The 20,592-nt window shown below is 72.1% G+C and carries 22 protein-coding genes; 17 read left to right on the top strand and 5 right to left on the bottom strand.

The window, feature by feature from the left end; translation table 11 throughout:
* Positions 1–143: 143 nt before the first annotated feature.
* Entirely contained in the window at positions 144–1,532 is a 1,389-nt protein-coding gene (locus MNY62_RS05420; RefSeq protein WP_242343089.1) for a sensor histidine kinase, read from the bottom strand.
* Positions 1,529–2,194: a response regulator gene (locus MNY62_RS05415; protein WP_242343088.1), complete on the bottom strand. Its 666-nt coding sequence runs from the start codon at positions 2,192–2,194 to the stop codon at positions 1,529–1,531. The genes MNY62_RS05420 and MNY62_RS05415 overlap by 4 nt, the downstream gene beginning before the upstream one ends.
* A gap of 106 nt (positions 2,195–2,300) precedes the next feature.
* Here MNY62_RS05415 and MNY62_RS05410 point away from each other — a divergent pair, with 106 nt between their 5' ends.
* The 4 genes from MNY62_RS05410 (at position 2,301) to MNY62_RS05395 (ending at position 6,707) form a co-directional block, all read left to right on the top strand.
* Positions 2,301–3,395, top strand: a complete 1,095-nt coding sequence (locus MNY62_RS05410) for an ABC transporter substrate-binding protein (RefSeq protein ID WP_242343087.1) — start codon at positions 2,301–2,303, stop codon at positions 3,393–3,395.
* A 161-nt stretch (positions 3,396–3,556) separates the two neighbouring features.
* Positions 3,557–4,555, top strand: coding sequence for a Bug family tripartite tricarboxylate transporter substrate binding protein (locus tag MNY62_RS05405; protein WP_242343086.1), 999 nt, complete (start codon positions 3,557–3,559; stop codon positions 4,553–4,555).
* Between the two features lie 297 nt (positions 4,556–4,852).
* Entirely contained in the window at positions 4,853–5,194 is a 342-nt protein-coding gene (locus MNY62_RS05400) for a tripartite tricarboxylate transporter TctB family protein (RefSeq protein WP_242343085.1), read from the top strand.
* A gap of 7 nt (positions 5,195–5,201) precedes the next feature.
* Positions 5,202–6,707 (top strand): tripartite tricarboxylate transporter permease, encoded by a 1,506-nt coding sequence (locus MNY62_RS05395; protein ID WP_242343084.1) that lies wholly within the window; start codon positions 5,202–5,204, stop codon positions 6,705–6,707.
* Positions 6,708–6,835: 128 nt separating this feature from the next.
* On the opposite strand, the gene MNY62_RS05390 is transcribed toward MNY62_RS05395, so the two are convergent.
* The 3 genes from MNY62_RS05390 to MNY62_RS05380 form a co-directional block, all read right to left on the bottom strand.
* Complete coding sequence (locus MNY62_RS05390; RefSeq protein WP_242343083.1) at positions 6,836–7,588, bottom strand: GntR family transcriptional regulator; 753 nt, start codon at positions 7,586–7,588, stop codon at positions 6,836–6,838.
* 61 nt (positions 7,589–7,649) lie between these two features.
* On the bottom strand, positions 7,650–7,997 hold the full coding sequence (locus tag MNY62_RS05385) for a hypothetical protein (protein ID WP_242343082.1): 348 nt from the start codon (positions 7,995–7,997) through the stop codon (positions 7,650–7,652).
* On the bottom strand, positions 7,994–8,959 hold the full coding sequence (locus MNY62_RS05380; RefSeq protein ID WP_242343081.1) for an RluA family pseudouridine synthase: 966 nt from the start codon (positions 8,957–8,959) through the stop codon (positions 7,994–7,996). The genes MNY62_RS05385 and MNY62_RS05380 overlap by 4 nt, the downstream gene beginning before the upstream one ends.
* A 178-nt stretch (positions 8,960–9,137) precedes the next feature.
* Between MNY62_RS05380 and MNY62_RS05375 the strand changes: the two genes are divergently transcribed.
* The 13 genes from MNY62_RS05375 (at position 9,138) to MNY62_RS05315 (ending at position 20,591) form a co-directional block, all read left to right on the top strand.
* On the top strand, positions 9,138–9,776 hold the full coding sequence (locus MNY62_RS05375) for an outer membrane beta-barrel protein (RefSeq protein WP_242343080.1): 639 nt from the start codon (positions 9,138–9,140) through the stop codon (positions 9,774–9,776).
* Between the two features lie 264 nt (positions 9,777–10,040).
* Positions 10,041–10,772, top strand: a complete 732-nt coding sequence (gene kdsB, locus MNY62_RS05370; protein ID WP_242343079.1) for a 3-deoxy-manno-octulosonate cytidylyltransferase — start codon at positions 10,041–10,043, stop codon at positions 10,770–10,772.
* A 20-nt stretch (positions 10,773–10,792) separates the two neighbouring features.
* Positions 10,793–12,460 carry a CTP synthase gene (locus MNY62_RS05365; RefSeq protein WP_242343078.1) on the top strand — a complete coding sequence of 556 codons (1,668 nt, stop codon included), beginning with the start codon at positions 10,793–10,795 and terminating at the stop codon, positions 12,458–12,460.
* 137 nt (positions 12,461–12,597) lie between these two features.
* On the top strand, positions 12,598–13,428 hold the full coding sequence (gene kdsA / locus MNY62_RS05360) for a 3-deoxy-8-phosphooctulonate synthase (protein ID WP_242343077.1): 831 nt from the start codon (positions 12,598–12,600) through the stop codon (positions 13,426–13,428).
* A complete protein-coding gene (locus MNY62_RS05355; protein WP_242343076.1) occupies positions 13,425–13,928 on the top strand; it encodes a KdsC family phosphatase in 504 nt (167 codons plus the stop codon). Before kdsA ends, MNY62_RS05355 begins: the two co-directional genes overlap by 4 nt.
* Before the next feature lie 100 nt (positions 13,929–14,028).
* Positions 14,029–15,003: a lysophospholipid acyltransferase family protein gene (locus MNY62_RS05350; protein ID WP_242343075.1), complete on the top strand. Its 975-nt coding sequence runs from the start codon at positions 14,029–14,031 to the stop codon at positions 15,001–15,003.
* A gap of 200 nt (positions 15,004–15,203) precedes the next feature.
* On the top strand, positions 15,204–15,608 hold the full coding sequence (locus MNY62_RS05345; protein WP_242343074.1) for a hypothetical protein: 405 nt from the start codon (positions 15,204–15,206) through the stop codon (positions 15,606–15,608).
* On the top strand, positions 15,605–16,159 hold the full coding sequence (locus tag MNY62_RS05340) for an LptA/OstA family protein (RefSeq protein ID WP_242343073.1): 555 nt from the start codon (positions 15,605–15,607) through the stop codon (positions 16,157–16,159). The genes MNY62_RS05345 and MNY62_RS05340 overlap by 4 nt, the downstream gene beginning before the upstream one ends.
* The gene (gene lptB / locus MNY62_RS05335; RefSeq protein WP_242343072.1) at positions 16,156–16,911 is read left to right on the top strand and encodes an LPS export ABC transporter ATP-binding protein; all 756 of its coding nucleotides are present in this window, start codon (positions 16,156–16,158) and stop codon (positions 16,909–16,911) included. Before MNY62_RS05340 ends, lptB begins: the two co-directional genes overlap by 4 nt.
* The gene (gene rpoN / locus MNY62_RS05330; protein ID WP_242343071.1) at positions 16,908–18,413 is read left to right on the top strand and encodes an RNA polymerase factor sigma-54; all 1,506 of its coding nucleotides are present in this window, start codon (positions 16,908–16,910) and stop codon (positions 18,411–18,413) included. Before lptB ends, rpoN begins: the two co-directional genes overlap by 4 nt.
* A 209-nt stretch (positions 18,414–18,622) precedes the next feature.
* Entirely contained in the window at positions 18,623–19,180 is a 558-nt protein-coding gene (gene hpf / locus MNY62_RS05325) for a ribosome hibernation-promoting factor, HPF/YfiA family (protein ID WP_242343070.1), read from the top strand.
* A 554-nt stretch (positions 19,181–19,734) separates the two neighbouring features.
* Complete coding sequence (locus tag MNY62_RS05320; RefSeq protein ID WP_242343069.1) at positions 19,735–20,193, top strand: PTS sugar transporter subunit IIA; 459 nt, start codon at positions 19,735–19,737, stop codon at positions 20,191–20,193.
* Positions 20,194–20,363: 170 nt separating this feature from the next.
* Complete coding sequence (locus tag MNY62_RS05315) at positions 20,364–20,591, top strand: sulfurtransferase TusA family protein (RefSeq protein ID WP_242337181.1); 228 nt, start codon at positions 20,364–20,366, stop codon at positions 20,589–20,591.
* The last annotated feature ends 1 nt before the right edge of the window (position 20,592 follow it).

Below are 20,592 nucleotides of genomic sequence, written 5' to 3'. Positions count from 1 at the left end.
TGCGTGCTCTCCTTCCCAGGTCTGGCTGGGCAGCGGGGAATGCGAGGCACACGTTAGCGGGTCGAAACTTTCACAAAGCTGTCGCGCTCCGCGCGGCGCGGATGCCTCGCGCCGCGCGCGCAGCCGGCGCGAGGGCGGCGGCGTCAGGTGGCTTCGGTGAAGCGCAGCTCGACGCGCAGCCCCCGGCCGCCCGCGCCGTCGAGCAGGTGCAGGGTCGCGTCGTGCCCGTCGGCGATCTGCTTCACGATGGCGAGGCCGAGCCCCGCGCCCGGGCGGCGCGTGCCGGGGCGTCGGTAGAACCGCTCGACCACGCGGCTGCGCTCCGCCTCGGGGATGCCGGGGCCGTCGTCCTCCACGGCGAGCACCGCCCGCCCGTCCCTGCGAGAGACGCTCACCGTCACGGTGCCCGGGGTCATGCCGTAGTGCACGGCGTTCTGTATGAGGTTCGCGAGCGCCTCGCGGAGGAGGTGCTCCCGGCCCACGACGCGGAGCTCGCCCTGGCCCTCGAACCCGAGGTCCACGTCGCGGGCGAACGCGTAGGGGACGAGCGACGCGCAGGCCTGCCGCGCCAGCGCGACGAGGTCGAGGACGCAGGTCTCCCCCGCCTGCTCGGGGTCCGCGCGCGCGAGGCTGAGGAGCTGCGTGGCGAGGTGCGTGGTCGCCTTCGAGTGCTCGTGGACGTCGGCGAGGGCGAGCATGACGGCCTCGGGGTCCTCCTCGCGCAGCGCGAGCTCCGCCTTGGCCTGCACGACCGCGAGGGGCGTGCGAAGCTGGTGCGACGCATCGGCGATGAACCGGCGCTGCGCGGCGATCGTCGTTCGCAGGCGCGCCATGAGGTCGTTCACCGCGAAGACGAGGGGCGCCACCTCCTGCGGCACGTCTTGCGGCGCGATGGCGGTGAGGTCCACCGCGGAACGATGGGCGACGTCGCGGCTCACCCGCGTGAGCGGCCGGAGGCCGCGAGCGATCCCGAGCCACACGGTGCCCGCGGCGAGGGCGATGAGGAGGAGCTGCGACACGAGCTCGCGCGCGACGAGCGCCTGGGTACGCCCCCCGCGCCCGCCCACGGTCTCGGCGACCTGGACGAGCACCGTCACCCGGGGCTCGCTCGGGAAGTCGGTGCGGAGCGCCGAGACGCGCACCTCGTCCCCGCGGTAGCGCTGGTCGTAGAACACCGGCGCGCCCGAGGGCCCGGCGGTTGGCTCGGGAAGATCGGGGTAGCCCGTGACGAAGACGTCCGCTCCCTCGCCGACGCGGTAGCCCACCCGGTAGAAGAGGCGCTCGTGGGTGGCGGTGTCGAGCACCTCCAGGGCGACCGGGGGGATGTCCACCACCGGCGTGGTCCCCGAGAGCGTGACGCGCTCCGAGATGGCGAGGGCGGAGGCGTAGAGGGCCCGGTCGTACGCGGCGTTGATGGCCGCGCGCACGGTGAGGAAGGTGTGGAGGGCGTCCACGGTCCAGAGGAGGCCGAGGGGGACGAGGAGGTACACGAGGAGCTGCGCCCGGAGCGTTCGCCCCGGCCCCGCCGTCACGGGCCCTCCAGCAGGTAGCCGAGCCCGCGCACGGTCCGGATGCGGAGGCCGGCCGGCTCGAGCTTCTTGCGCAGGCGGTGGACGTAGATCTCCACGGCGTTCACCCCGGCCTCCTCGTCGAAGCCGAAGAGCTTCTCGTGGAGGGCCTGCTTCGCGACGACCTGGCCGCGGTGGACGAGCAGGACCTCGAGGACGTTCAGCTCGCGCCGCGGCAGATCGACCGGCTTCCCGTCCACCTGGACGATGCGGGCGCCGGTGTCGAGGGTGAGCCGGCCGTGAGTGAGCACCGCCGCTGCCCCGCCGACGCCGCGGCGGATGAGGGCGCCCGCCCGGGCCTCCAGCTCGGCCACCGCGAAAGGCTTGCAGAGGTAGTCGTCGGCGCCGAGGTTCAGGCCCTGGACGCGGTCCTGGAGCGCGTCGCGCGCGGTGAGGACGAGCACCGGCACCCGCGAGCCCCGCCTGCGGAGCCGGCGCAGGACCTCGAGGCCGTCGAGGTCCGGGAGGCCGAGGTCGAGGATCACGAGGTCGTACTGGTGGGTGCGCAGCACGCTGTCCGCGTCGTCGCCGCTCTCGACGCGGTCCACGGCGTGGCCCTTCGCGCGGAAGGCGCTCTCGACGCTGCGCCCGAGCTCGAGGTTGTCCTCGACGACGAGGAGCCGCATGGGACGAGTACTATCACCCCTCGACCGGCGCCGAACCAGCGTCGCCGTGAGTCGGCGGGGCGCGTGGCGTGACCGGCGGCGCTCCCGCGTGCCATCATGCCCGTGCGTGCGCCGCCGCCTGCGTCAGCTCCCCGCCCTCGCCGCCGCGGCGCTCGTCGCAGGCGCCGCGGCCGCCCGCGCGGATGACTCGCCCTCCACCGCCGCCGGGGTGATCGCCGGCGGGATCCGGGAGGGGAAGGTGGTCGTCTACGCAGCCACCGACGCGGACATCATCGCGCCGCTCCTCGAGGACTTCTCGGCGCTGTACCCGCGGATCTCCGTCGAGTACCACGACCTCAACACCCGGACGATGAACGAGCGGTTCCTCGACGAGGTGGCCTCGAACGCCCCGGTCGCGGACGTCCTGTGGAGTCCTGCGATGGATCTCCAGATGAAGCTCGCCAACGACGGCTACGCCCAGGCCTACGAGAGCCCGGAGGTGGCCCGGCTCGCGCCCTGGGCGGTCTGGCGGAACGAGGCCTTCGGGACCACCCTCGAGCCCTTCGTGTTCATCCACGACCGGCGCCGCCTCTCCGAGGCGCAGGCGCCGCGTTCGCACGCGGAGCTCGCCCGCTGGCTCGAGGCGCAGGGGGAGCGGGTGCGCGACCGCGTGGGCACCGGCGACCCCGAGCGCAGCGCCATCGGCTATCTCATCCTCACCCAGGACAGCCGCATCGACCCGGCCTTCCCCGAGACGCTCCACGCGTACGCGCGCGCGGGACTCGCGCTCCATGCGACGAGCTCCAGCATGATCGAGGCGGTCCACGCCGGCCGCGAGCTCCTCGCCTTCAACGTGAACGGCTCCTACGCGCTCCACGCCGCACGGCAGCACCCCGAGCTCGCCGTGATCTTCCCGAAGGACTACGTCCTCGCCACCTCGCGGATCGCGCTCATCTCGCGGACCGCGCCGCACCCCAACGCCGCGAAGGTGTTCCTCGACTACATCCTCTCCCGGCGCGGCCAGGAGGTGCTGGCCTCGCGCTGCGCGCTCTTCTCGATCCGGACGGACGTCCAGGGCGAGGACACGGTCGCCGCGCTCTCCGCGAAGCTCGGCGCGCGGCTCAAGCCGATCCACGTGGGGCCGAGCCTGCTCGTGTTCCTGGACGGGTCGAAGCGCGCCGACTTCCTCCGGCGCTGGCGCGGCGTTCCGCCCGAGCGCTGACGCGGCGCGCGCCGCGCTCGGGCGCCACCTCCCGGCCCGGCTGACGCCGTCGGCGGCCACCCGGACGGACGGGACGCCGCGGGTGGGGAGTCGCGACAGCATCCCGACAGCTTGCCGTCCGTAGGCTCCGGGTGGAGCTGCAAACCACCACCGGAGACCGCATGATCCCCCTCCCTTCGAACCTCGCCCGCCGCGCCGCGCTCGGCGCCGCCGCGCTCGCCGTCGTCACCGCCGCCACGACCGCCTCGGCGGCCGGCTTCTCGCCGGAGCGGCCGGAGTGCATCGCCCCCGCGAACCCCGGCGGCGGCTGGGACACGATCTGCAGGACCACCGCCGCCGTGCTGCAGAAGCGGAGCACGCTCAAGAGCACGATGTACGTCACGAACATGCCGGGCGGCAGCGGCGCCGTCGCCATCGCGAACGTCGTCGCGAAGCGGAAGGGAGACGGGGACGTGATCGTCGCCGCGTCGAACTCCCTCTCGTTCACGATGGCGGCCGGCCGGACGCCGCACACCTACGCCGACGTCATCCCGATCGCCCAGATCGCCGCGGAGTACGGCGGCTTCTTCGTCCGCGCCGACTCGAAGCTCAAGACCCTCGCCGACCTCGTGGCGACGCTCAAGTCGAACCCCGCCTCCGTGTCCTTCGCGGGCGGCTCGGCGCCCGGCAGCTTCGACCACGTGAAGACGGCGGTGTTCGCGAAGGCGATCGGCGTGGACGCGACCAAGCTCGTCTACGTGCCGTTCCAGGGCGGCGGCGAGGCGATCACCGCGCTGCTCGGCGGCCACACCGACGTCGCGAGCATCGACCTCGCCGAGGCGAGCGCGCAGCTCGAGGCCGGCAAGATCCGGTGCCTCGGAATCGTCAGCGACAAGCGCTCCTCCAAGCACAAGGACCTGCCGACCACCTACGAGCAGGGCGTGAAGGTCTCCTTCCCGGTGTGGCGCGGGTTCTACATGGCCCCCGGCGCGTCCCCCGAGGCGGTGAAGTTCTGGACCGAGACCGTGAAGGCGATGGTCGCATCGCCGGAGTGGGTCGCGGAGCGCGAGCGGCTCGGGTGGGAGGGCGTGAACCGGTTCGGCGTCGAGTTCGCGACCTACGCCAGGGACGAGCTGCAGCGGTACCAGGCGCTCCTCAAGGAGCTCGGGTTCGTGAAGTAGGCGCCGCCAGGACGGCCCGGAGGACGACATGGTGACTGCGAAGAAGCTCGTGACGCGCGCCCGCCTCGAGGGGCTCGTGTTCACGCTCGTGGCCCTCGGGTACATCTGGCAGGCGCGGAACATCCCCGCGCTCTTCCAGATGCCCGGCGTTCCCGGGCCTGCGGCGTTCCCGACCCTCCTCGGGTTCGCCCTGGGCGTCGCGGGGGTGTGGCGGGGGCGCCCCCGGGCGCGCCCCGCGGGCCCCCCGCCCGGCGGCGGGGCCCGGGGGGGGGGGGGCTCCTCGGGGGCGGGCGGGCGTTGGCCCGGGCGCCGGACGACGAGGACGTCGTGGAGGCGCGGCGGGAGGAGGGCGCCGGCGGCGTCGGCGCCCGCGCCCGCGCCCGCGGGTGGCTCGCCGCCCACGGCAGGTTCTGCGGCCTGTGGATCGTGGTCCTCGGGTACTTCGTCTTCATGCCGGAGCTGGGCTTCCCCCTCGGCTCGGCCCTCGCCCTCGCGGCGATGGGTCGGCTCCTCGGCGAGAGGCGCTGGCACGTCGTCGTCGGCGGCGCCCTGGTCGTGACCGCCGTCCTCCACCTGACCTTCGCGAAGGGGCTCGGCGTCAGGCTCCCGCTCGGCGTCCTCTCCTTCCTGGGGAAGTGAGCCTCCCATGCTCGACCACCTCCTGAACGGCTTCGCGACCGCGCTGCAGCCGATGAACCTCGCGATCGCGTTCCTCGGCTCCATCATCGGCACCGTGATCGGCGTCCTCCCGGGCCTCGGGCCCACGGCGACCATCGCGATGCTCCTCCCCCTCGTCTTCACGATGTCGCCGGTCGCGGCGATGATCATGCTGACGTCCATCTACTACGGGGCGATGTACGGCGGCTCCACCACCTCGATCCTGGTGAACATCCCGGGCGAGTCGGCCTCCGTCATCACCACCATCGACGGCCACAAGATGGCGAAGCAGGGACGCGCCGGCGCAGCCCTCGCCATCGCGGCCATCGGCTCCTTCATCGCCGGCACCCTGGCGGTGATGGTGCTCACGATCGTGGGGAAGCCCGTGGCGGGCCTCGCCCTCCGTTTCGGCCCCGCCGAGTTCTTCTCCCTGATGCTCTTCGGCCTCGCCACCGTGGCGAGCCTCGCCGGCGGGAGGATCTCCAAGGCCATCGTCACGACGGTCGTCGGACTCATGATCGCCACGGTGGGCATCGACCTCGTCTCCGGGGCGCCACGGTTCACCTTCGGGAACCCATTCCTCTCCGACGGGATCGACTTCATCGTCGTCGCCATGGGCGTCTTCGCTCTCGCCGAGGTCGTCACGACGGCACGGGAGATCTGGGCGGGCACCCAGTCCGGGGTGGTGAAGGCCGACAAGGTCTGGCTGTCCTGGAAGGAGTTCACCTACAGCCTCCCGGCGATCCTCCGCGGCTCCTTCTTCGGCTTCCTCGTCGGCATGCTCCCCGGCGCCGGCGCCACCCTCTCGACCTTCATCGCCTACAACGTCGAGAAGCGGCTCGCGACGAACCCCGAACGCTACGGCACTGGCGACATCCGCGGCGTCGCGAACCCCGAGTCGGCGAACAACGCGGCGAGCGGAGCGTCCCTCATCCCGCTCCTCTCCCTCGGCATCCCCGGCGGCGGCGCCACCGCGGTGATGCTCGGCGCCCTGATGATGCTCGACATCACCCCTGGCCCGTTGATGTTCGAGAAGCACGGCGCGCTCCTCTGGGCCCTCATCGCCTCGATGTACGTGGGCAACGCGATCCTCGTCGTCCTGAACTGGCCCCTCGTGAACGTCTTCGCGCGGATCATGGCGGTCCCGGCGCGGTACCTGATGCCCATCGTGCTCGTCATCTGCACGGTCGGCGTCTGGTCGATCTCGCAGTCGAGCGTCGATCTCGTCTGCACCGCCTTCGCGGGCCTGGTCGGCTACTACATGCGCCGTCACGGCTGGCCTGTGGAGCCGCTGGTCCTCGGGCTCATCCTCGGCGGGCGCATGGAGTCGTCGTACCGCCAGGCGCTCATCATCTCGAAGGGCAGCCACGGGATCTTCCTCGAGAAGCCGATCTCCTTCGGGCTGCTCCTCGCCGCCGTGGCGTTCCTCGTCGCCCCGCCGATCCTCGCGCGACTCAAGCGGACGCGCGCGATCGCAGCCCCCGTTCACGCATAGCCGCCGCTCCTCCGCGGCGGGGCGGGCCCCCCATGCCTCCCCGCCGCTCCTCGCAGCGAGGAGCGGTCAGCGCGACGCAGCGGTAGCGACGCCGGCCGCGAAGGTGATCGCGGATCACGAACTGTCGTTCAGGCGAGGGCCCGGGCCGCCGCGCGGGGCTGCTCGAGGACCTGGAGGCGGTTCACGCGTCGGAGCGCATCCACGAAGAAGTCGTTCCCGGACCACCCCACGAGCAGCTCGTGGAACCCGGCATTCGCGCGGAAGAGCTCGGGCACCGGGGCCCGCCGGTAGCCGCCGTCGAGGAGCGCCTGCTGCTCGGCGCGCGAGGCCGCGAGGGCCTGCGGGTCCACCCGGAAGCCGGGCTGCAGCAGCGCCTGGGACTCCACGGCGGCGCGGAACCGGTACCCCTGCTCGTAGCCGGCCTGGGAGGTGAGGACCGGGCTGAAGGCCCAGCCGTTGCCAGGCAGGCGGTCGATCCAGCCCTCGTCGGCGGCGCGGTGGAGGATCCGGAGGAGGCGGCTCCGGGGCAGGCCGTACCTGCGCATCAGCGCGCTCTCGCTCAGCCGGTCCGGCAGCGCGCCGTCCAGGCGATCCCGGGCGAGGGCGAGGTAGGCCTCCTCGTCCGGCGGCGCGGGCGGCGGGGCGCGGCGGCGCCCGAGCTGCCTCGCGCCCCGCGCGAGGAAGAAGCCCCGGTGCGGCTCGGACCGGACGAACCCCTCTCGCGCGAGCGCCTCGAGGGCAGCGACCACCGGCCCGCGGGAGACCTGGAAGGTGTCGGCCAGGAGCTGTGCCGGCAGGTGCGTGCCGCGGGAGAGCCCGCGCGCGCGGACGTGATCGAGAATGCGCTGGGTCAGCTGAGGCGAGAGGCTCGGTCGGGCCATGGCGGGGTCCTGCCATTCGTTAACATGAACGGCTTGCCCGGGACCGCCGTCGGAGCCCGAGTCAGAGCTCCGGCTCGCCCGGCGCCGCGGCCTCGTCGCGGGCCCGGCGCCGCGCGCTCCGCACCGCCGCGAGGACCGCGACGCCGACGATGAAGACCGCGAGCCACGGCGCGCCGCGGTCGAGCTCCCGCCGCAGCGCGCTCCGCTCCGCCGCCCAGAAGAGCGCGATCCCGGAGAGGACGAAGGACACGCCCGCGGAGAGGAGGCCGCGCGCGACGCGGCCCTTCCCGGGACGACGCCTGACCCAGGCGATGCGCAGCCCGGCGCCGGCGGCGAGCACCACCCCGAACAGGAAGAGCCAGACGCCGGCCATGCCGCCGACGAGGCCCGGAAAGTCGTACGCGGTCACGCGGCCTCCTCCACGCACCCGTCCCAGAACGCCGCCAGGTCGGGCGGGAGCGGCGATTCGAGCCGGACCGGCTCCCGCGTGCGCGGGTGCGGGAGCTCGAGCCTGAAGGCGTGGAGCGCGTGGCGCGGCAGCCTGAGGCGCGCGTGGTCCTCGTCGGTCAGGGCGTGGCGGGTGAAGCGATCGAAGATGTTCTCGTCGGGCCCGTAGATCTTGTCGCCCACCATGGGCAGGCCGGCGTGCGCGAGGTGGGCGCGGATCTGGTGCTGGCGGCCGGTGCGCGGCCGGCAGGCGAGGAGCGCGACCGGGGTTCCGCCCGCGAGGACGCGCCGCGCGAGCACCTCGAAGTCGGTCGCCGAGGGGAGCCCGCCCGCCGCGACGTGCATGCGGACGCGCACGGCCGACGCGCCGGTGAGGGCGAGCGGCGCGTCCACCGTGAAGGCGTCCTCGCGCGGCGCGCCCTCGGCGATGGCGAGGTAGGTCTTCGCGACGCGCCCGTTCGCGAAGTCGCGCTTCATGCGCGAGGTCCACTCGGGCGCGCTCCCGCAGGCGAGCAGGCCGGAGGTCTCGCGGTCGAGCCGGTGGGCGGGGTCGACCTTCCGGTCCGGGAAGCGCGCCCGCGCGAGGGTGGTGAAGGTGTTCGCCGAGTAGCGCGCGGTGGGGTGCACGGGCAGCCCGGCGGGCTTGTCCACCACGAGGAGCGCGCCGTCGTCGTGGACGACTTCGAAGGCCTGCGGCGTCTCCGGCTCTGGCTCGAGGTCCTTGAGGAGCGCGAACGAGAGGCCCGGCGTGACGCGCGTGGAGGGCTTCAGCCGGCGGCCGTCCTCGGTCTCGAGCCGGCTCTCGATGAGCTTCTGCACGCGCTCGCGGGAGAGCCGCCGGATCTTCTCCTGCAGGTAGCGATCGAGGCGCCAGCCCGCGTAGTTCGGCTCGACGGTGAAGCGGACGCGGACGACCTCGGGCACGCGCGGACCATACCACCGGAGCCCCGACGCGGTCGCCGCGGACCCCGTCGCCTCGCCGCGTGAGCCGGCGACGATGTCGCACAGCCGCCCAGGCGCGACCTGGCCCCGAACCGTGCCCCGTGAATCCCCGAGCGGGTAACATCGTCCGTTCGTTCGTCCACCCCTCCAGGAGACAACCATGCGGAAGCTGCTCGCCCTGCTCATCGCCTTCCCTCTCGTCGCGGCCGCCCAGGAGGGTCCCGCGCCCCAGCCGCCGAGCTACCCGCCGCGCTCGCCGAGGTACGCGCCGGCGCAGCAGCGCGACGGCTGGTACATCGGCTTCGGCGTCGGCGTGGGCGACGGCAGCGTCTCCGGCCAGGGCTCGAGCCTGTCGTTCAAGGAGCTGAACTACGATCGCGACCCGACGCGCCTCGGGCTCAACTTCAAGGTCGGCTGGACGGTCACGCCGCGCCTCCTCCTCGGCCTCGACATCACCGCCGCGCGCGCCCAGGCGAGCGGCAGCGGCGTGACGACGGCCGCCCAGATCACGAACTACGACGCGGTCGCGACGTTCTTCCCGATGGAGCGGGGCCTCTTCCTGCGCGGCGGTCTCGGGCTGTCGGCGCTGTCGCTCGCGTACGACGACGGGATCGACGACATCACCGACACGTACGGCGGCACGAACCTCCTCGGCGGGGTCGGCTACGCGTTCTGGCTCGGGAAGCAGTTCAACCTGACCGTGAACCTGGACGCCTCGAAGCAGTTCTACGGCTCGAGCGACACCGCCCCGGAGGGATCGTCGTTCTGGATGCTCTACGCCGGGTTCGACTGGTACTAGCGCCACGGCGCACGGGGCCCTGCCCCGACGACGGCGGCGTAGCCGTCGGCGGGGCGGGGGCGCAGCCCCCGGAAGCCAGGAGGGACGCAGTCCCTCCCGGCGGGGAACCTTCGCGCACCCGCGCAAGCGGGCGCGAAGGTTCACGGGCCCCGCCGAGCAGGGGTGGGGCCCCGACGACGGCGGCGGAGCCGTCGGTGGGGCGGGGGCGCAGCCCCCGGCATGAGTTGACGCGATCGGTCCCTTCCCGTACTTTGCGGTCCCGGTTTGAGACGCATCTCCGTCATCATCCCGGCCCGGTTCGGAGCCCAGCGCTTCCCCGGAAAGCCCCTCGCCGACCTGGCAGGAATGCCCCTGATCGCCCACGTGGTCGACCGGGCGCGCGCCGCGCGTGGCGTCGACGTCGTCGCGGTCGCGACCGACGACGCCCGCATCGCGCGCGCCGCCGCCGACGCGGGCGCGGAGGCGATCCTGACGGGCCCGGCGAGCACCGGGACGGACCGGGTGGCGGAGGCGGCGCGGCGGCTCGCGCAGGCGCCGGACGTGGTGGTGAACCTGCAGGGCGACGAGCCGCTCATCGAGCCGGCGGCGATCGAGACGCTCGTCCGGGCGATGCAGGACGGCGTGGAGATGGCGACGCTCGCCCGCCCGCTCGAGCCGGAGGAGCTCGAGCGGACGCAGGTCGTGAAGGTGGTGACGGACCTGAAGGGCGACGCGCTCTATTTCTCTCGCGCGCCGATCCCGCACCGCCGCGCGGGCGGACAGAGCCCGCTCGCGCGCGCGCACGTGGGCATCTACGCGTTCACCGCCGCGTTCCTCCAGGAGTTCGCCGCGTTGCCGCCCGGGCGGCTCGAGGCGGAGGAGTCGCTCGAGCAGCTGCGCGCGCTCGAGCATGGGCACAGGATCCGCGTGGCCGACACCGCCTACCGGGGGTTCGGGATCGACACGCCAGAAGACCTCGACCGCGCGCGGGCGCTGCTCGCCGCCGGTCGCGCATGAGTGAGGGGAAGGGGACACGGATGGTGAAGCGAGGCAAGAAGACCAAGTACCTGTTCGTCACCGGCGGCGTCGTGAGCTCGCTCGGGAAGGGCCTCGCGGCCGCGTCGATCGGCGCGCTCCTCGAGAACCGGGGGCTCGAGGTCACGCACCTCAAGCTCGACCCGTACATCAACGTCGATCCCGGGACGATGAGCCCGTTCCAGCACGGCGAGGTCTACGTCACCGACGACGGCGCGGAGACGGACCTCGATCTCGGGCACTACGAGCGCTTCACCAGCGCCAAGATGACCCGGAAGAACAACTACACGACCGGGCGCATCTACTCGAACGTCATCCAGCGCGAGCGGCGCGGCGAGTACCTGGGGAAGACCGTGCAGGTCATTCCCCACATCACGGACGAGATCAAGGCGGTCATCCGCGAGGCGGCGGGCGGCGTCGACATCCTCATCGTGGAGGTCGGCGGCACCGTCGGCGACATCGAGTCGCTGCCGTTCCTCGAGGCGATCCGGCAGATGAAGTACGACGTGGGCGAGGAGAACGCGGTCTACGCGCACCTCACGCTCGTGCCATTCATCGCCGCCGCCGGCGAGCTCAAGACGAAGCCCACCCAGCACTCCGTGAAGGAGCTGCGCGAGATCGGCATCCAGCCGGACCTCCTGCTCTGCCGCTCGGATCGCGAGATCTCGCGGGAGATGAAGGACAAGATCGCGCTGTTCTGCAACGTCGATCCGTCCGCGGTGTTCACCGCCCTCGACGTGAAGTCGATCTACGAGGTGCCGCTCGAGCTCCACAAGGAGGGGCTCGACGACAAGCTCGCCGAGCTCTTCAACATCTGGAGCCGCGCGCCGCGCCTCGACAAGTGGGAGCAGATCGTCCAGAAGGTGAAGGCGCCGAAGCACGGCGAGGTCCGCATCGGCGTGGTCGGCAAGTACGTCGAGCTGCACGAGAGCTACAAGAGCCTCAACGAGGCGCTCGTGCACGGCGGCATCGCCGGCGACGTGCGGGTGGAGCAGGTCTTCATCGACTCGACGAAGCTCGAGGAGGGCGATCTCTCCGAGCTCGACCAGGTGGACGCGATCCTCGTCCCCGGCGGCTTCGGCGTGCGCGGCACGGAGGGGAAGATCCTCGCGGTGCACCACGCGCGCGAGCACAAGATCCCGTTCTTCGGGATCTGCCTCGGCCTGCAGATGGCGGTCATCGAGTTCGGGCGCTCCGTGCTCGGCCTCGAGCGCGCGAACTCGCTCGAGTTCGACGAGCAGACGCCGCACCCGGTCGTCACGCTCATGGAGGCGCAGAAGGCGGTCGCCGAGAAGGGCGGCACCATGCGGCTCGGCAGCTACCCGTGCGCCCTCAAGGAGGGGACGAAGGCGCGCGAGCTCTACGGCGCGGAGCTCGTCCACGAGCGCCACCGGCACCGCTACGAGTTCAACAACGCCTACCGCGGCCAGTACGAGGCGGCGGGGCTCGTGTTCTCCGGCACGAACCCGGAGCTCGACCTCGTCGAGATGATCGAGCTCAACAACCACCCGCACTTCGTGGGCTGCCAGTTCCACCCGGAGTTCAAGTCGAAGCCGTTCGCCCCGCACCCGCTCTTCGCCGGGTTCGTGCGCGCCGCGCGCGAGCACCGCGACCAGCAGGCCGGCCGCCACGCGGCGGTGACGAAGCTCCACGTCGGGAAGAACGTCTAGGCGACCATCCAAATGATTCGCGAACAGACAACGAGCGAAGCGAGTCCGCCGGGGCGCCACCGCGATGGCGGCGAAGCCGCGCGCGGTGGCGCACGGGACCGGGCGAGCCGGGGCGGGGGCGCAGCCCCCGTCGAATCATGAGCGAGCGGGTTCTCGCCCGCATCGGCGGGCACGAGGTCGGGGACGGGAGGCGGCTGCTCCTCATCGCGGGGCCGTGCGTGATGGAGTCCGAGGCGCACGCGCTCGCCCACGCACGAAGGGTGAAGGCGCTCGCCGAGAAGCACGGCCTCCCGGCGGTGTTCAAGGCGAGCTTCGACAAGGCGAACCGCTCCTCCGGCAAGAGCTACCGCGGCATCGGGCTCGAGAAGGGGCTCGCCGCGTTCGAGGCGGTGAAGCGCGAGACCGGCCTCCCCTGCACGACCGACGTGCACGAGACCTGGCAGGCGGAGCCGGCCGGCCGCGTGGTGGACGTGCTGCAGGTCCCGGCGTTCCTCTGCCGCCAGACCGATCTCGTCCTCGCCTGCGCGCGCCACGGCAAGAGCGTCTCGGTGAAGAAGGGGCAGTTCCTCGCGCCGAAGGAGATGCGCCACGCGGTGGCGAAGTGCCGCGAGGTCGGCCAGGAGAACGTGCTCCTCGTCGAGCGCGGCGCGACCTTCGGCTACGGGAACCTGGTCGTCGACATGCGTGGCCTCGTGATCATGCGCGAGCTCGGCGTGCCGGTGTGCCTCGACGCGACGCACTCGGTGCAGCTCCCGGGCGGCGGCGGGGACACCACCGGCGGCGAGCGGCAGTACGTGGCGCCGCTGGCGCGCGCCGCCGCGGCGGTCGGCATCGACGCGCTGTTCATCGAGATCCACGAGGACCCTGCGCAGGCGAAGTCGGACGGCCCGAACTCGCTCGACTTCGACATGGCGGATCGGCTCCTCGCCGAGGTGCTCGCGGTCCGGCGCGCCCTGGGGCAGCCGTGAGCCCGCAGGACGACCTCCTCGCGCGGGCCGCGCGCGTGCGGCTCGTCCTCCTCGACGTGGACGGCGTCCTCACCGACGGTCGGATCTGGTACGGGCCCGAGGGCGAGGCGCTGAAGGCGTTCGACGTGCGCGACGGGCACGGCGTCGTGCTCCTCCGCGATCACGTGGACTTCGGCGTCATCTCCGGCCGGCCGGGCAAGGCGACCCAGGTCCGGCTCGAGGAGCTCCGCTTCAAGCACCTCGTCTTCGGCGAGCGCGACAAGCTCGAAGGCTACGCCCGCCTCGCGCACCTGGGCCTTCCGGACGAGGCGGTCGCGTACATGGGGGACGACGTGAACGACGTGCCGCTCCTGCGTCGGGTGGGGCTCGCCGCCGCGCCCGCCGACGCGCGCCCCGAGGCGAGGGCTGCCGCGCACCTCGTCACCTCCGCCCCCGGCGGACGCGGCGCCGTCCGGGAGCTGTGCGACCTGCTCCTCGCCGCGAAGGGCATCACCGTCTAGCCCGCACGAGGGAGCGCCCACTTCCCGCGGCAAAAGCGCTCCAGTCAAGGGCCCTCGCCCCTGCCGATCCCCCCGGATCCCGTGCTAGTTTCGCGCCGCCATGACGGTCCCGCTGCGCAAGCGGATCAAGCGGAGCATGCGGTCGGCGATCGTTCGCGCCGCCATCCGGGTCCTCTCGCTCCTCCCCCTCTCCGTCGCGCTCGCGCTCGGCGGCGCCATCGGGAGGCTCGGCTACCTCCTCGCCGGCAACACGCGGAGGCTCGCGCTCCGGCACCTCGCGCTCGCCTTCCCCGAGAAGTCCGAGGCGGAGCGCGAGGCGATCGCGCGCCGGATGTTCGTGCACCTGGGGCGCGCCGCGCTGGAGGTGGTGACCATCCGCTCCTACGACGCGAGGCTCGAGTCCTACGTGGAGCTCGCGAACGGCGAGGTGCTCCGGGAGGTGATGGCGCGCGGCAAGGGGATGATGTTCGTCACCGGCCACGTGGGGAACTGGGAGCTCCTCGCCCGGCGCATCGCCCGCGCCGGGGTGCCGAACGCGGTCATCGCCAAGGCCGGCCACGATCCGAGGCTGAACGCGCTCGCCGAGGAGTTCCGCGCGTCTGGCGGCGTGACGACGCTCTGGCGCGAGAACGCCGAGACCGGCCGGGCGATCATCCGCACCTTCCGCCAGGGGCGCGCCCTCGGGCTCCTCATCGACCAGGACACCGACGTGCAGGGCGTCCACGTGCCGTTCTTCGGTCGCCTGGCCTACACGCCCCGCGCGGCGGCGGACCTCGCGCTGCGCTTCGGCGCGCCGGTCGTGGTCGGCACCATCCGGCGCAAGGGGCCCCGGGCGGGAGACGGCCACCTCCTCGAGGTGGTGGAGATCCCGTACGACCCGTCCGCGGCGGATCGCGAGGCCGAGGCTGTCCGGCTGACCGCCGCCTGCTCGCTCGCGCTCGAGACAGCCATCCGGCGTAGCCCCGAGGAGTGGGTCTGGATGCACGAACGCTGGAAGACCCGGCCACCCGTCGAAGCCAGCGCGCCGCGGCAAGCAAGCACGATGCCGAAAAGCTCTGAGCTTTCCGGCGCCTAGGGCGTAACCCGCATAGCAAGGTGTGTGCCCGTCGATCGGGGTTGGAAAGAATGCTACCGTTTCCGCGGTTTTCGACATGGGCAGTGCGGGCGATCACGCTCGCCGCCGCCCTCCTGGCGACGCCAGGATGCGGTTCGAACCGATCACGGGAGGCAGAGCAGGTGGCGCCGGAGCTGAAGCTCGAAGGGGTACGATTCCGCATGTACCGGGGCGAGGAGCTGCGCGCCTTTGGCGAGGCTGCGTCGGCCACCCTGCGGCGCGACTCGACCCGCGTCACCGCTCGTGACCTCGTTGCCGTCCTGCCCGAGAAGGGTGCGCCGGTCCGGATCAGCGCCCCCCACGGTGAGGGGGTTCTCTCGAAGAGCGTCTTCTCGGCGTCCGGCGGGGTGGTGGTGAGCCAGCGCGAGGACGTCGCCCGGACCGCCAGTGCCCGCTACGAGCCCTCGGAGGGCGGTGGGGGCCTCGTGCGCGGGGACGAGCCCGTCGTCGTCGAGGGGACCGGCTACCGGCTCGAGGGGCCGCGCTTCACGCTCGATCCAGACGTAGGCCAGATCGTGATCGAGGGGGGCGCCCACCTCGACGCCGGCCGCGGGGTCGCTCGATGACGCTCGCCGCCTTGCTCGCCCTGGCCGCGCTCGCCGGCGCGCCGCAGGCGCCCGCCGGGGCGAAGCCGAAGCGCCCCGCCGCGAGCGCAGCGCCGCGAGGCGCCGCCGCCGCGGTGGCGGGCGAGGGGAAGGTCCACATCGACGCGGACGAGCTTCAGTACGTCTTCAAGCAGCGCCAGGTGATCTTCACCGGAAAGCCCGTCGTCCTCACGCGCGGCGACGCGAAGCTCACCTGCGCGCGGCTCGTCTCCACGAACGACGCGCGGGGCGAGGTAGCGCAGGCGGTCTGCTCGGGCGACGTGCGCTTCGAGCGCGGCGAGCGGGTCGTCACCTGCGAGAAGGCGACCTACGAGGCTGCGGCGGCGCGGCTCGTGTGCGAGGGGAGCCCGGTGCTGAAGGACGGGCCGAGCGAGGCGCGCGGCACGCGGCTCGTCTACGACCTGAAGCGCGACGAGGCCAAGCTGGAGGGCGCGAAGATGGTGCTGCCCGGCGAACAGGTCGACGCCCGCCGGCGCGAGCTCGAGGCGCGGCGCAAGGGAGGCACGCCTTGACGGCGGACGTCCTCCGCGCCGAGGGGCTCGTGAAGAGCTACCGCCGCCGCCGCGTGGTCGACGGCGTGTCGTTCCACGTCGCGCCCGGCGAGGTGGTGGGGCTGCTCGGGCCGAACGGCGCCGGCAAGACCACCTCCTTCAACATGGTGGTCGGGCTCGTGACGCCCGATGGGGGCACGGTCACGCTCGGCGACACCGAGCTCACCCGCGAACCGATGCACCGGCGCGCGCGGCTCGGGGTCGGCTACCTGCCGCAGGAGGCGTCGATCTTCCGGCGGCTCACGGTCCGCCAGAACTTCACCGGGGTGCTCGAGGCGCTCGGGGTCGGCCACGCCGAGCGAGAGCGGCGGGCGGAGGCGCTCCTCGCGGAGTTCCGCCTCGAGAAGGTGGCGGAGAGCCTCGGCGAGCAGCTGTCCGGCGGCGAGCGCCGCCGCGCCGAGGTGGCGCGCAGCCTCCTCTCGAACCCGAAGTACATCCTCTTCGACGAGCCGTTCGCCGGAGTCGATCCGATCGCCGTCGGCGAGCTGCAGCGCCTCATCGGCTCGCTCCGCGACCGCGGCATCGGCGTCCTCATCACCGATCACGCCGTCCGCGAGGCGCTCGGCATCTGCGGCCGCGCATACATCCTGTCCTCGGGGACGATCCTCGAGGCGGGCACACCCGCCGAGATCGCCGCGAGCCCGCGGGCGCGGGCGGTCTATCTGGGAGAGAAGTTCAGGCTGGACGACGCTCCGGCCATGGAGCGGCGATGAGCCTCGAGCTGAAGCAGCACCTCAAGATGACGCAGCAGCTGGTGATGACGCCCCAGCTGCAGCAGGCCATCAAGCTCCTCCAGCTCTCGCGCATGGAGCTCGTGGACCTCATCCGCACCGAGATGACGGAGAACCCGCTCCTCGAGGACCCCGCGGAGGGCGAGGAGGAGTCGCGCGCCGAGGGAGCGAGCCCGGCGGAGCAGGCGCAGCTCGACGCGGAGCCGCAGCACAAGGACGCGGAGAAGTCCGAGGAGGTGAAGGGCGAGGAGGGCGCGAACGAGATCGACTGGGACCAGTACCTCGACCACTACCAGCTCCAGGGCCACACCGCGCCGTCGAACCGCGGCCTCACCGACGAGGAGCTGCCCGGCTACGAGGCGACCCTCACCAAGAAGACCGATCTCGTCGATCACCTCGTCTGGCAGCTCCGCCTCTCGAACCTCACGCCCGAGGAGGAGCGCGTCGCGATGCTCGTCATCGGGAACCTGGACGACGACGGCTACTTCAAGATGCCGGCGGTGGAGGGCGAGAGCGAGGAGTCGATGACCCGCGATCCGCTCGTGCGAGTGGCGTTCGAGGCGGGGGCCGGGGTCGAGTTCGCGGAGCGGGTCCTCAAGAAGGTCCAGTCGCTCGATCCGCTCGGGGTCGCCGCGCGCGACCTGCGCGAGTGCCTCCTCATCCAGGTCCGCCAGCTCAACGCCGACACGCCGGAGATCGTGGCGATCATCGAGCGCCACCTCAAGCACCTCGAGTCGAAGAACTACGCGGCGATCGCGAAGGACCTCAAGATCTCGATCGACGAGGTGGTGAAGGCGGTGAAGGTGATCAGCCGCCTCGAGCCGAAGCCGGGCCGGGCCTACTCGGGGGAGGAGGCGCAGTACATCACGCCCGACGTCTACGTGCACAAGATGGGGGACAAGTACGTCACCGTCCTCAACGACGACGGGCTCTCCAAGCTGCGCATCAGCGGGATGTACCGCGCCGCCCTGAAGAACGGTCAGGCGGGCGAGGCGAAGGAGTACATCCAGGAGAAGCTGCGCAGCGCGGTCTGGCTCATCCGCTCCATCCACCAGCGGCAGCGGACGATCTACAAGGTCACCGACTCGATCGTGAAGTTCCAGCGCGACTTCCTCGACAAGGGCATCGCCTACCTCCGGCCCCTCATCCTGCGCGACGTCGCGGAGGACATCGGGATGCACGAGTCCACGGTCTCGCGCGTCACGACGAACAAGTACGTCCACACGCCGCAGGGGATCTACGAGCTCAAGTTCTTCTTCAACTCGGCCATCAACAGGACCGGGGGCGACGAGATCGCGAGCGAGGCGGTCAAGAACCACATCAAGCGCATCGTCGCCGCCGAGGACCCGAAGCACCCTCACTCGGATCAGCGCATCGTCGAGATCCTGAAGGACCAGGGCATCGAGATCGCGCGCCGGACGGTCGCCAAGTACCGCGAGGTGCTCGGGATCCTCCCGAGCTCGAAGCGCAAGAAATACTTCTGACGGGTCCGGGCGCCGCCGCGCGCCGACGCCCCCGAATGAGCCCGGAATCGGGGCCTGGGGGAGTGCCTGCGGGCGGCGCTCTGTTATGATTCCACGTGAGCATGTTGCCAGCGTGGGCAGCATCGGCGGCGGCCGCGGCTCCGGGGGACTCCAGGTCCCACCGGTCCGCGGCCGAAGTATTTTCAGCGATCCCGCAGAGGAGGCGGTCAATGCAGGTGAACATCACCTTCCGGCATCTCGAGCCCACCGAAGCGCTGAAGTCCCACGTCAAAGGCCGCGTCGAGCACGTCCAGCGCTACATCGACCGGCCGAGCGAGGCCCACGCGGTGCTGCACGTCGAGAACCTCGATCACCACGCCGAGCTGACCGTGAAGGCGGGACGCTTCCTGCTGCGCGGTACCGCCCGCTCGGCCGACATGTACGCGTCCATCGATCAGGCCGCGGACAAGATCGAGCGGCAGCTCAAGAAGCACAAGGCGAAGCTCTCGAGCCACTACAAGTCGAACGGCACGCCTCCGCCCTGGGCGCCGGTCGAGGTCCGCCACGACGTGCTCGACATCCTCGAGCACCCGGAGCGCCCGAGCCACCGCGTCGTGAAGAGCACCCAGTTCCAGGCGAGGCCGATGACGATCGACGAGGCGATCCTCCAGCTCGAGCTGCTCGACGCGAAGTTCTACGTCTTCCAGAACTCGGCGGACCGCGCGGTCAACGTGGTCTACCGGCGCGACGACGGAGGCTTCGGCCTCATCGAGGCGCGCCCGAGCTGAACGACAGTGCGTGATTCGGGGCACCTTCGGTGTCCCGAATCACGCTGTCGTTCAGCCAGATCTAACGGGGGCTGCCGCCCCCGCCCCGTCGAGCAAGCTCGCCGGGGCCCCACCCCTGCTCGCCGGGTCCCGTGCGCCGCCGCGTGGCGGCTTCGCCGCGAACGCGACGGCCCCCCCCCGCCCGGGGGGCCCCCCCCCCCGGGGGGGGGGGGGGGCCCCCCCCCCCCCGCCCCCGCCCCGGCGCGCTCGCTTCGCTCGCGGGTCGGGAACCTAGCCGCGCCCGCACGGCCTACGGCCCGGCCCGCATGGTGTCGTCGGGGCCCGGTACTCGTGCCGAGCGGACGCACGAGGCGCGTCCCCCGGACCTCCGGCTCGCCCCGGCGGGCTCGCTTCGCTCGCGGCTCGGGAACCTAGCGGCGCCCGAACTCCGTCGCAGGGCCCCGCCCGGCGGGCTCGGCATCGCTCACCGGCGATCCATCGCGAGCGGCCGTTCGACGGCTCCGCTTGCCGTCTTGCCGACGCGTTGCCACCTGTGTTAGCTGACGCCGGTTCCCATGAAGATCGTCGAGTTCCTGCGGCCCGACGCGGTGATCGCGAACCTCTCCGGCCAGACCGGACAGGCGACGCTCGCGGAGCTCTGCCGGCCGCTCGCGGCCGCCTACAAGGTCGACGGGCAGCGCCTCCTCGAGACGCTGCTCGAGCGCGAGAAGCTGGGCTCGACAGGCATCGGGGAGGGCGTCGCGATCCCTCACGGGAAGGTCCCCGGGCTCCCCGGCCTCATCGCCGCGTTCGGCCGCTCGACGGCGGGCATCGACTTCCGCGCGATCGACGGGCGGCCCACCCACCTGTTCTTCACGCTCTTCGCGCCGGAGAACTCCGCCGGCGCGCACCTCAAGGCGCTCGCGCGCATCAGCAGGATCTTCAAGAACGCGACGTTCCGCGAGGCCCTGCTGCGCGCAGGCTCCGCCGATGAGATCTTCCGGCTCATCGAGGCGGAGGACGCCAAGTACTGAGCGGACGACCGGGCGGGTGCCTGGTGCGGCGCCGCGGCGCATCCCCGCTCACGGTCCGTGTCGGCGATCGTTTGATGGTAATGTCGGGCCGCGTAAGGCCCGCTCGAAGCGCCGCCGCGGCGATCACCACCGGCCGAGCGTCTCGCGTCCTCGCAAGGAGAACGTCTCCAGTGGCCTCGAATTTCATGCGGATCGACTGCTCCGGGATGCGCTGCCCTCAGCCGGTGCTGAAGCTCGCCGTCGAGACCGCGGAGACGCCCGCCGGGACGGTCGTGGAAATCGTTGGCGACTGCCCGACGTTCGAGAAGGACATCCGGACCTTCTGCGAGCGGCGCAAGAAGACGCTGCTGTCCGTCCGTCCCGACGCGCAGAGGGTCGTCATCCAGATCCAGTACTGAG

The organism is Anaeromyxobacter terrae (assembly GCF_022690685.1).
Lineage (GTDB): Bacteria > Myxococcota > Myxococcia > Myxococcales > Anaeromyxobacteraceae > Anaeromyxobacter > Anaeromyxobacter terrae.
Note: the sequence above shows the minus strand (reverse complement) of the source record. Positions and strands in the feature narration are given on the sequence as shown.

Coding starts and splice junctions, on each gene's coding strand:
- MNY62_RS05415 (WP_242343088.1), bottom strand. CDS start 2,194: ATGCGGCTCCTCGTCGTCGAGGACAACCTCGAGCTCGGGCGCAGCGTC.
- MNY62_RS05405 (WP_242343086.1), top strand. CDS start 3,557: ATGATCCCCCTCCCTTCGAACCTCGCCCGCCGCGCCGCGCTCGGCGCC.
- MNY62_RS05395 (WP_242343084.1), top strand. CDS start 5,202: ATGCTCGACCACCTCCTGAACGGCTTCGCGACCGCGCTGCAGCCGATG.
- MNY62_RS05390 (WP_242343083.1), bottom strand. CDS start 7,588: ATGGCCCGACCGAGCCTCTCGCCTCAGCTGACCCAGCGCATTCTCGAT.
- MNY62_RS05375 (WP_242343080.1), top strand. CDS start 9,138: ATGCGGAAGCTGCTCGCCCTGCTCATCGCCTTCCCTCTCGTCGCGGCC.
- MNY62_RS05365 (WP_242343078.1), top strand. CDS start 10,793: ATGGTGAAGCGAGGCAAGAAGACCAAGTACCTGTTCGTCACCGGCGGC.
- kdsA (WP_242343077.1), top strand. CDS start 12,598: ATGAGCGAGCGGGTTCTCGCCCGCATCGGCGGGCACGAGGTCGGGGAC.
- MNY62_RS05350 (WP_242343075.1), top strand. CDS start 14,029: ATGACGGTCCCGCTGCGCAAGCGGATCAAGCGGAGCATGCGGTCGGCG.
- MNY62_RS05345 (WP_242343074.1), top strand. CDS start 15,204: ATGTACCGGGGCGAGGAGCTGCGCGCCTTTGGCGAGGCTGCGTCGGCC.
- MNY62_RS05340 (WP_242343073.1), top strand. CDS start 15,605: ATGACGCTCGCCGCCTTGCTCGCCCTGGCCGCGCTCGCCGGCGCGCCG.
- rpoN (WP_242343071.1), top strand. CDS start 16,908: ATGAGCCTCGAGCTGAAGCAGCACCTCAAGATGACGCAGCAGCTGGTG.
- hpf (WP_242343070.1), top strand. CDS start 18,623: ATGCAGGTGAACATCACCTTCCGGCATCTCGAGCCCACCGAAGCGCTG.
- MNY62_RS05320 (WP_242343069.1), top strand. CDS start 19,735: ATGAAGATCGTCGAGTTCCTGCGGCCCGACGCGGTGATCGCGAACCTC.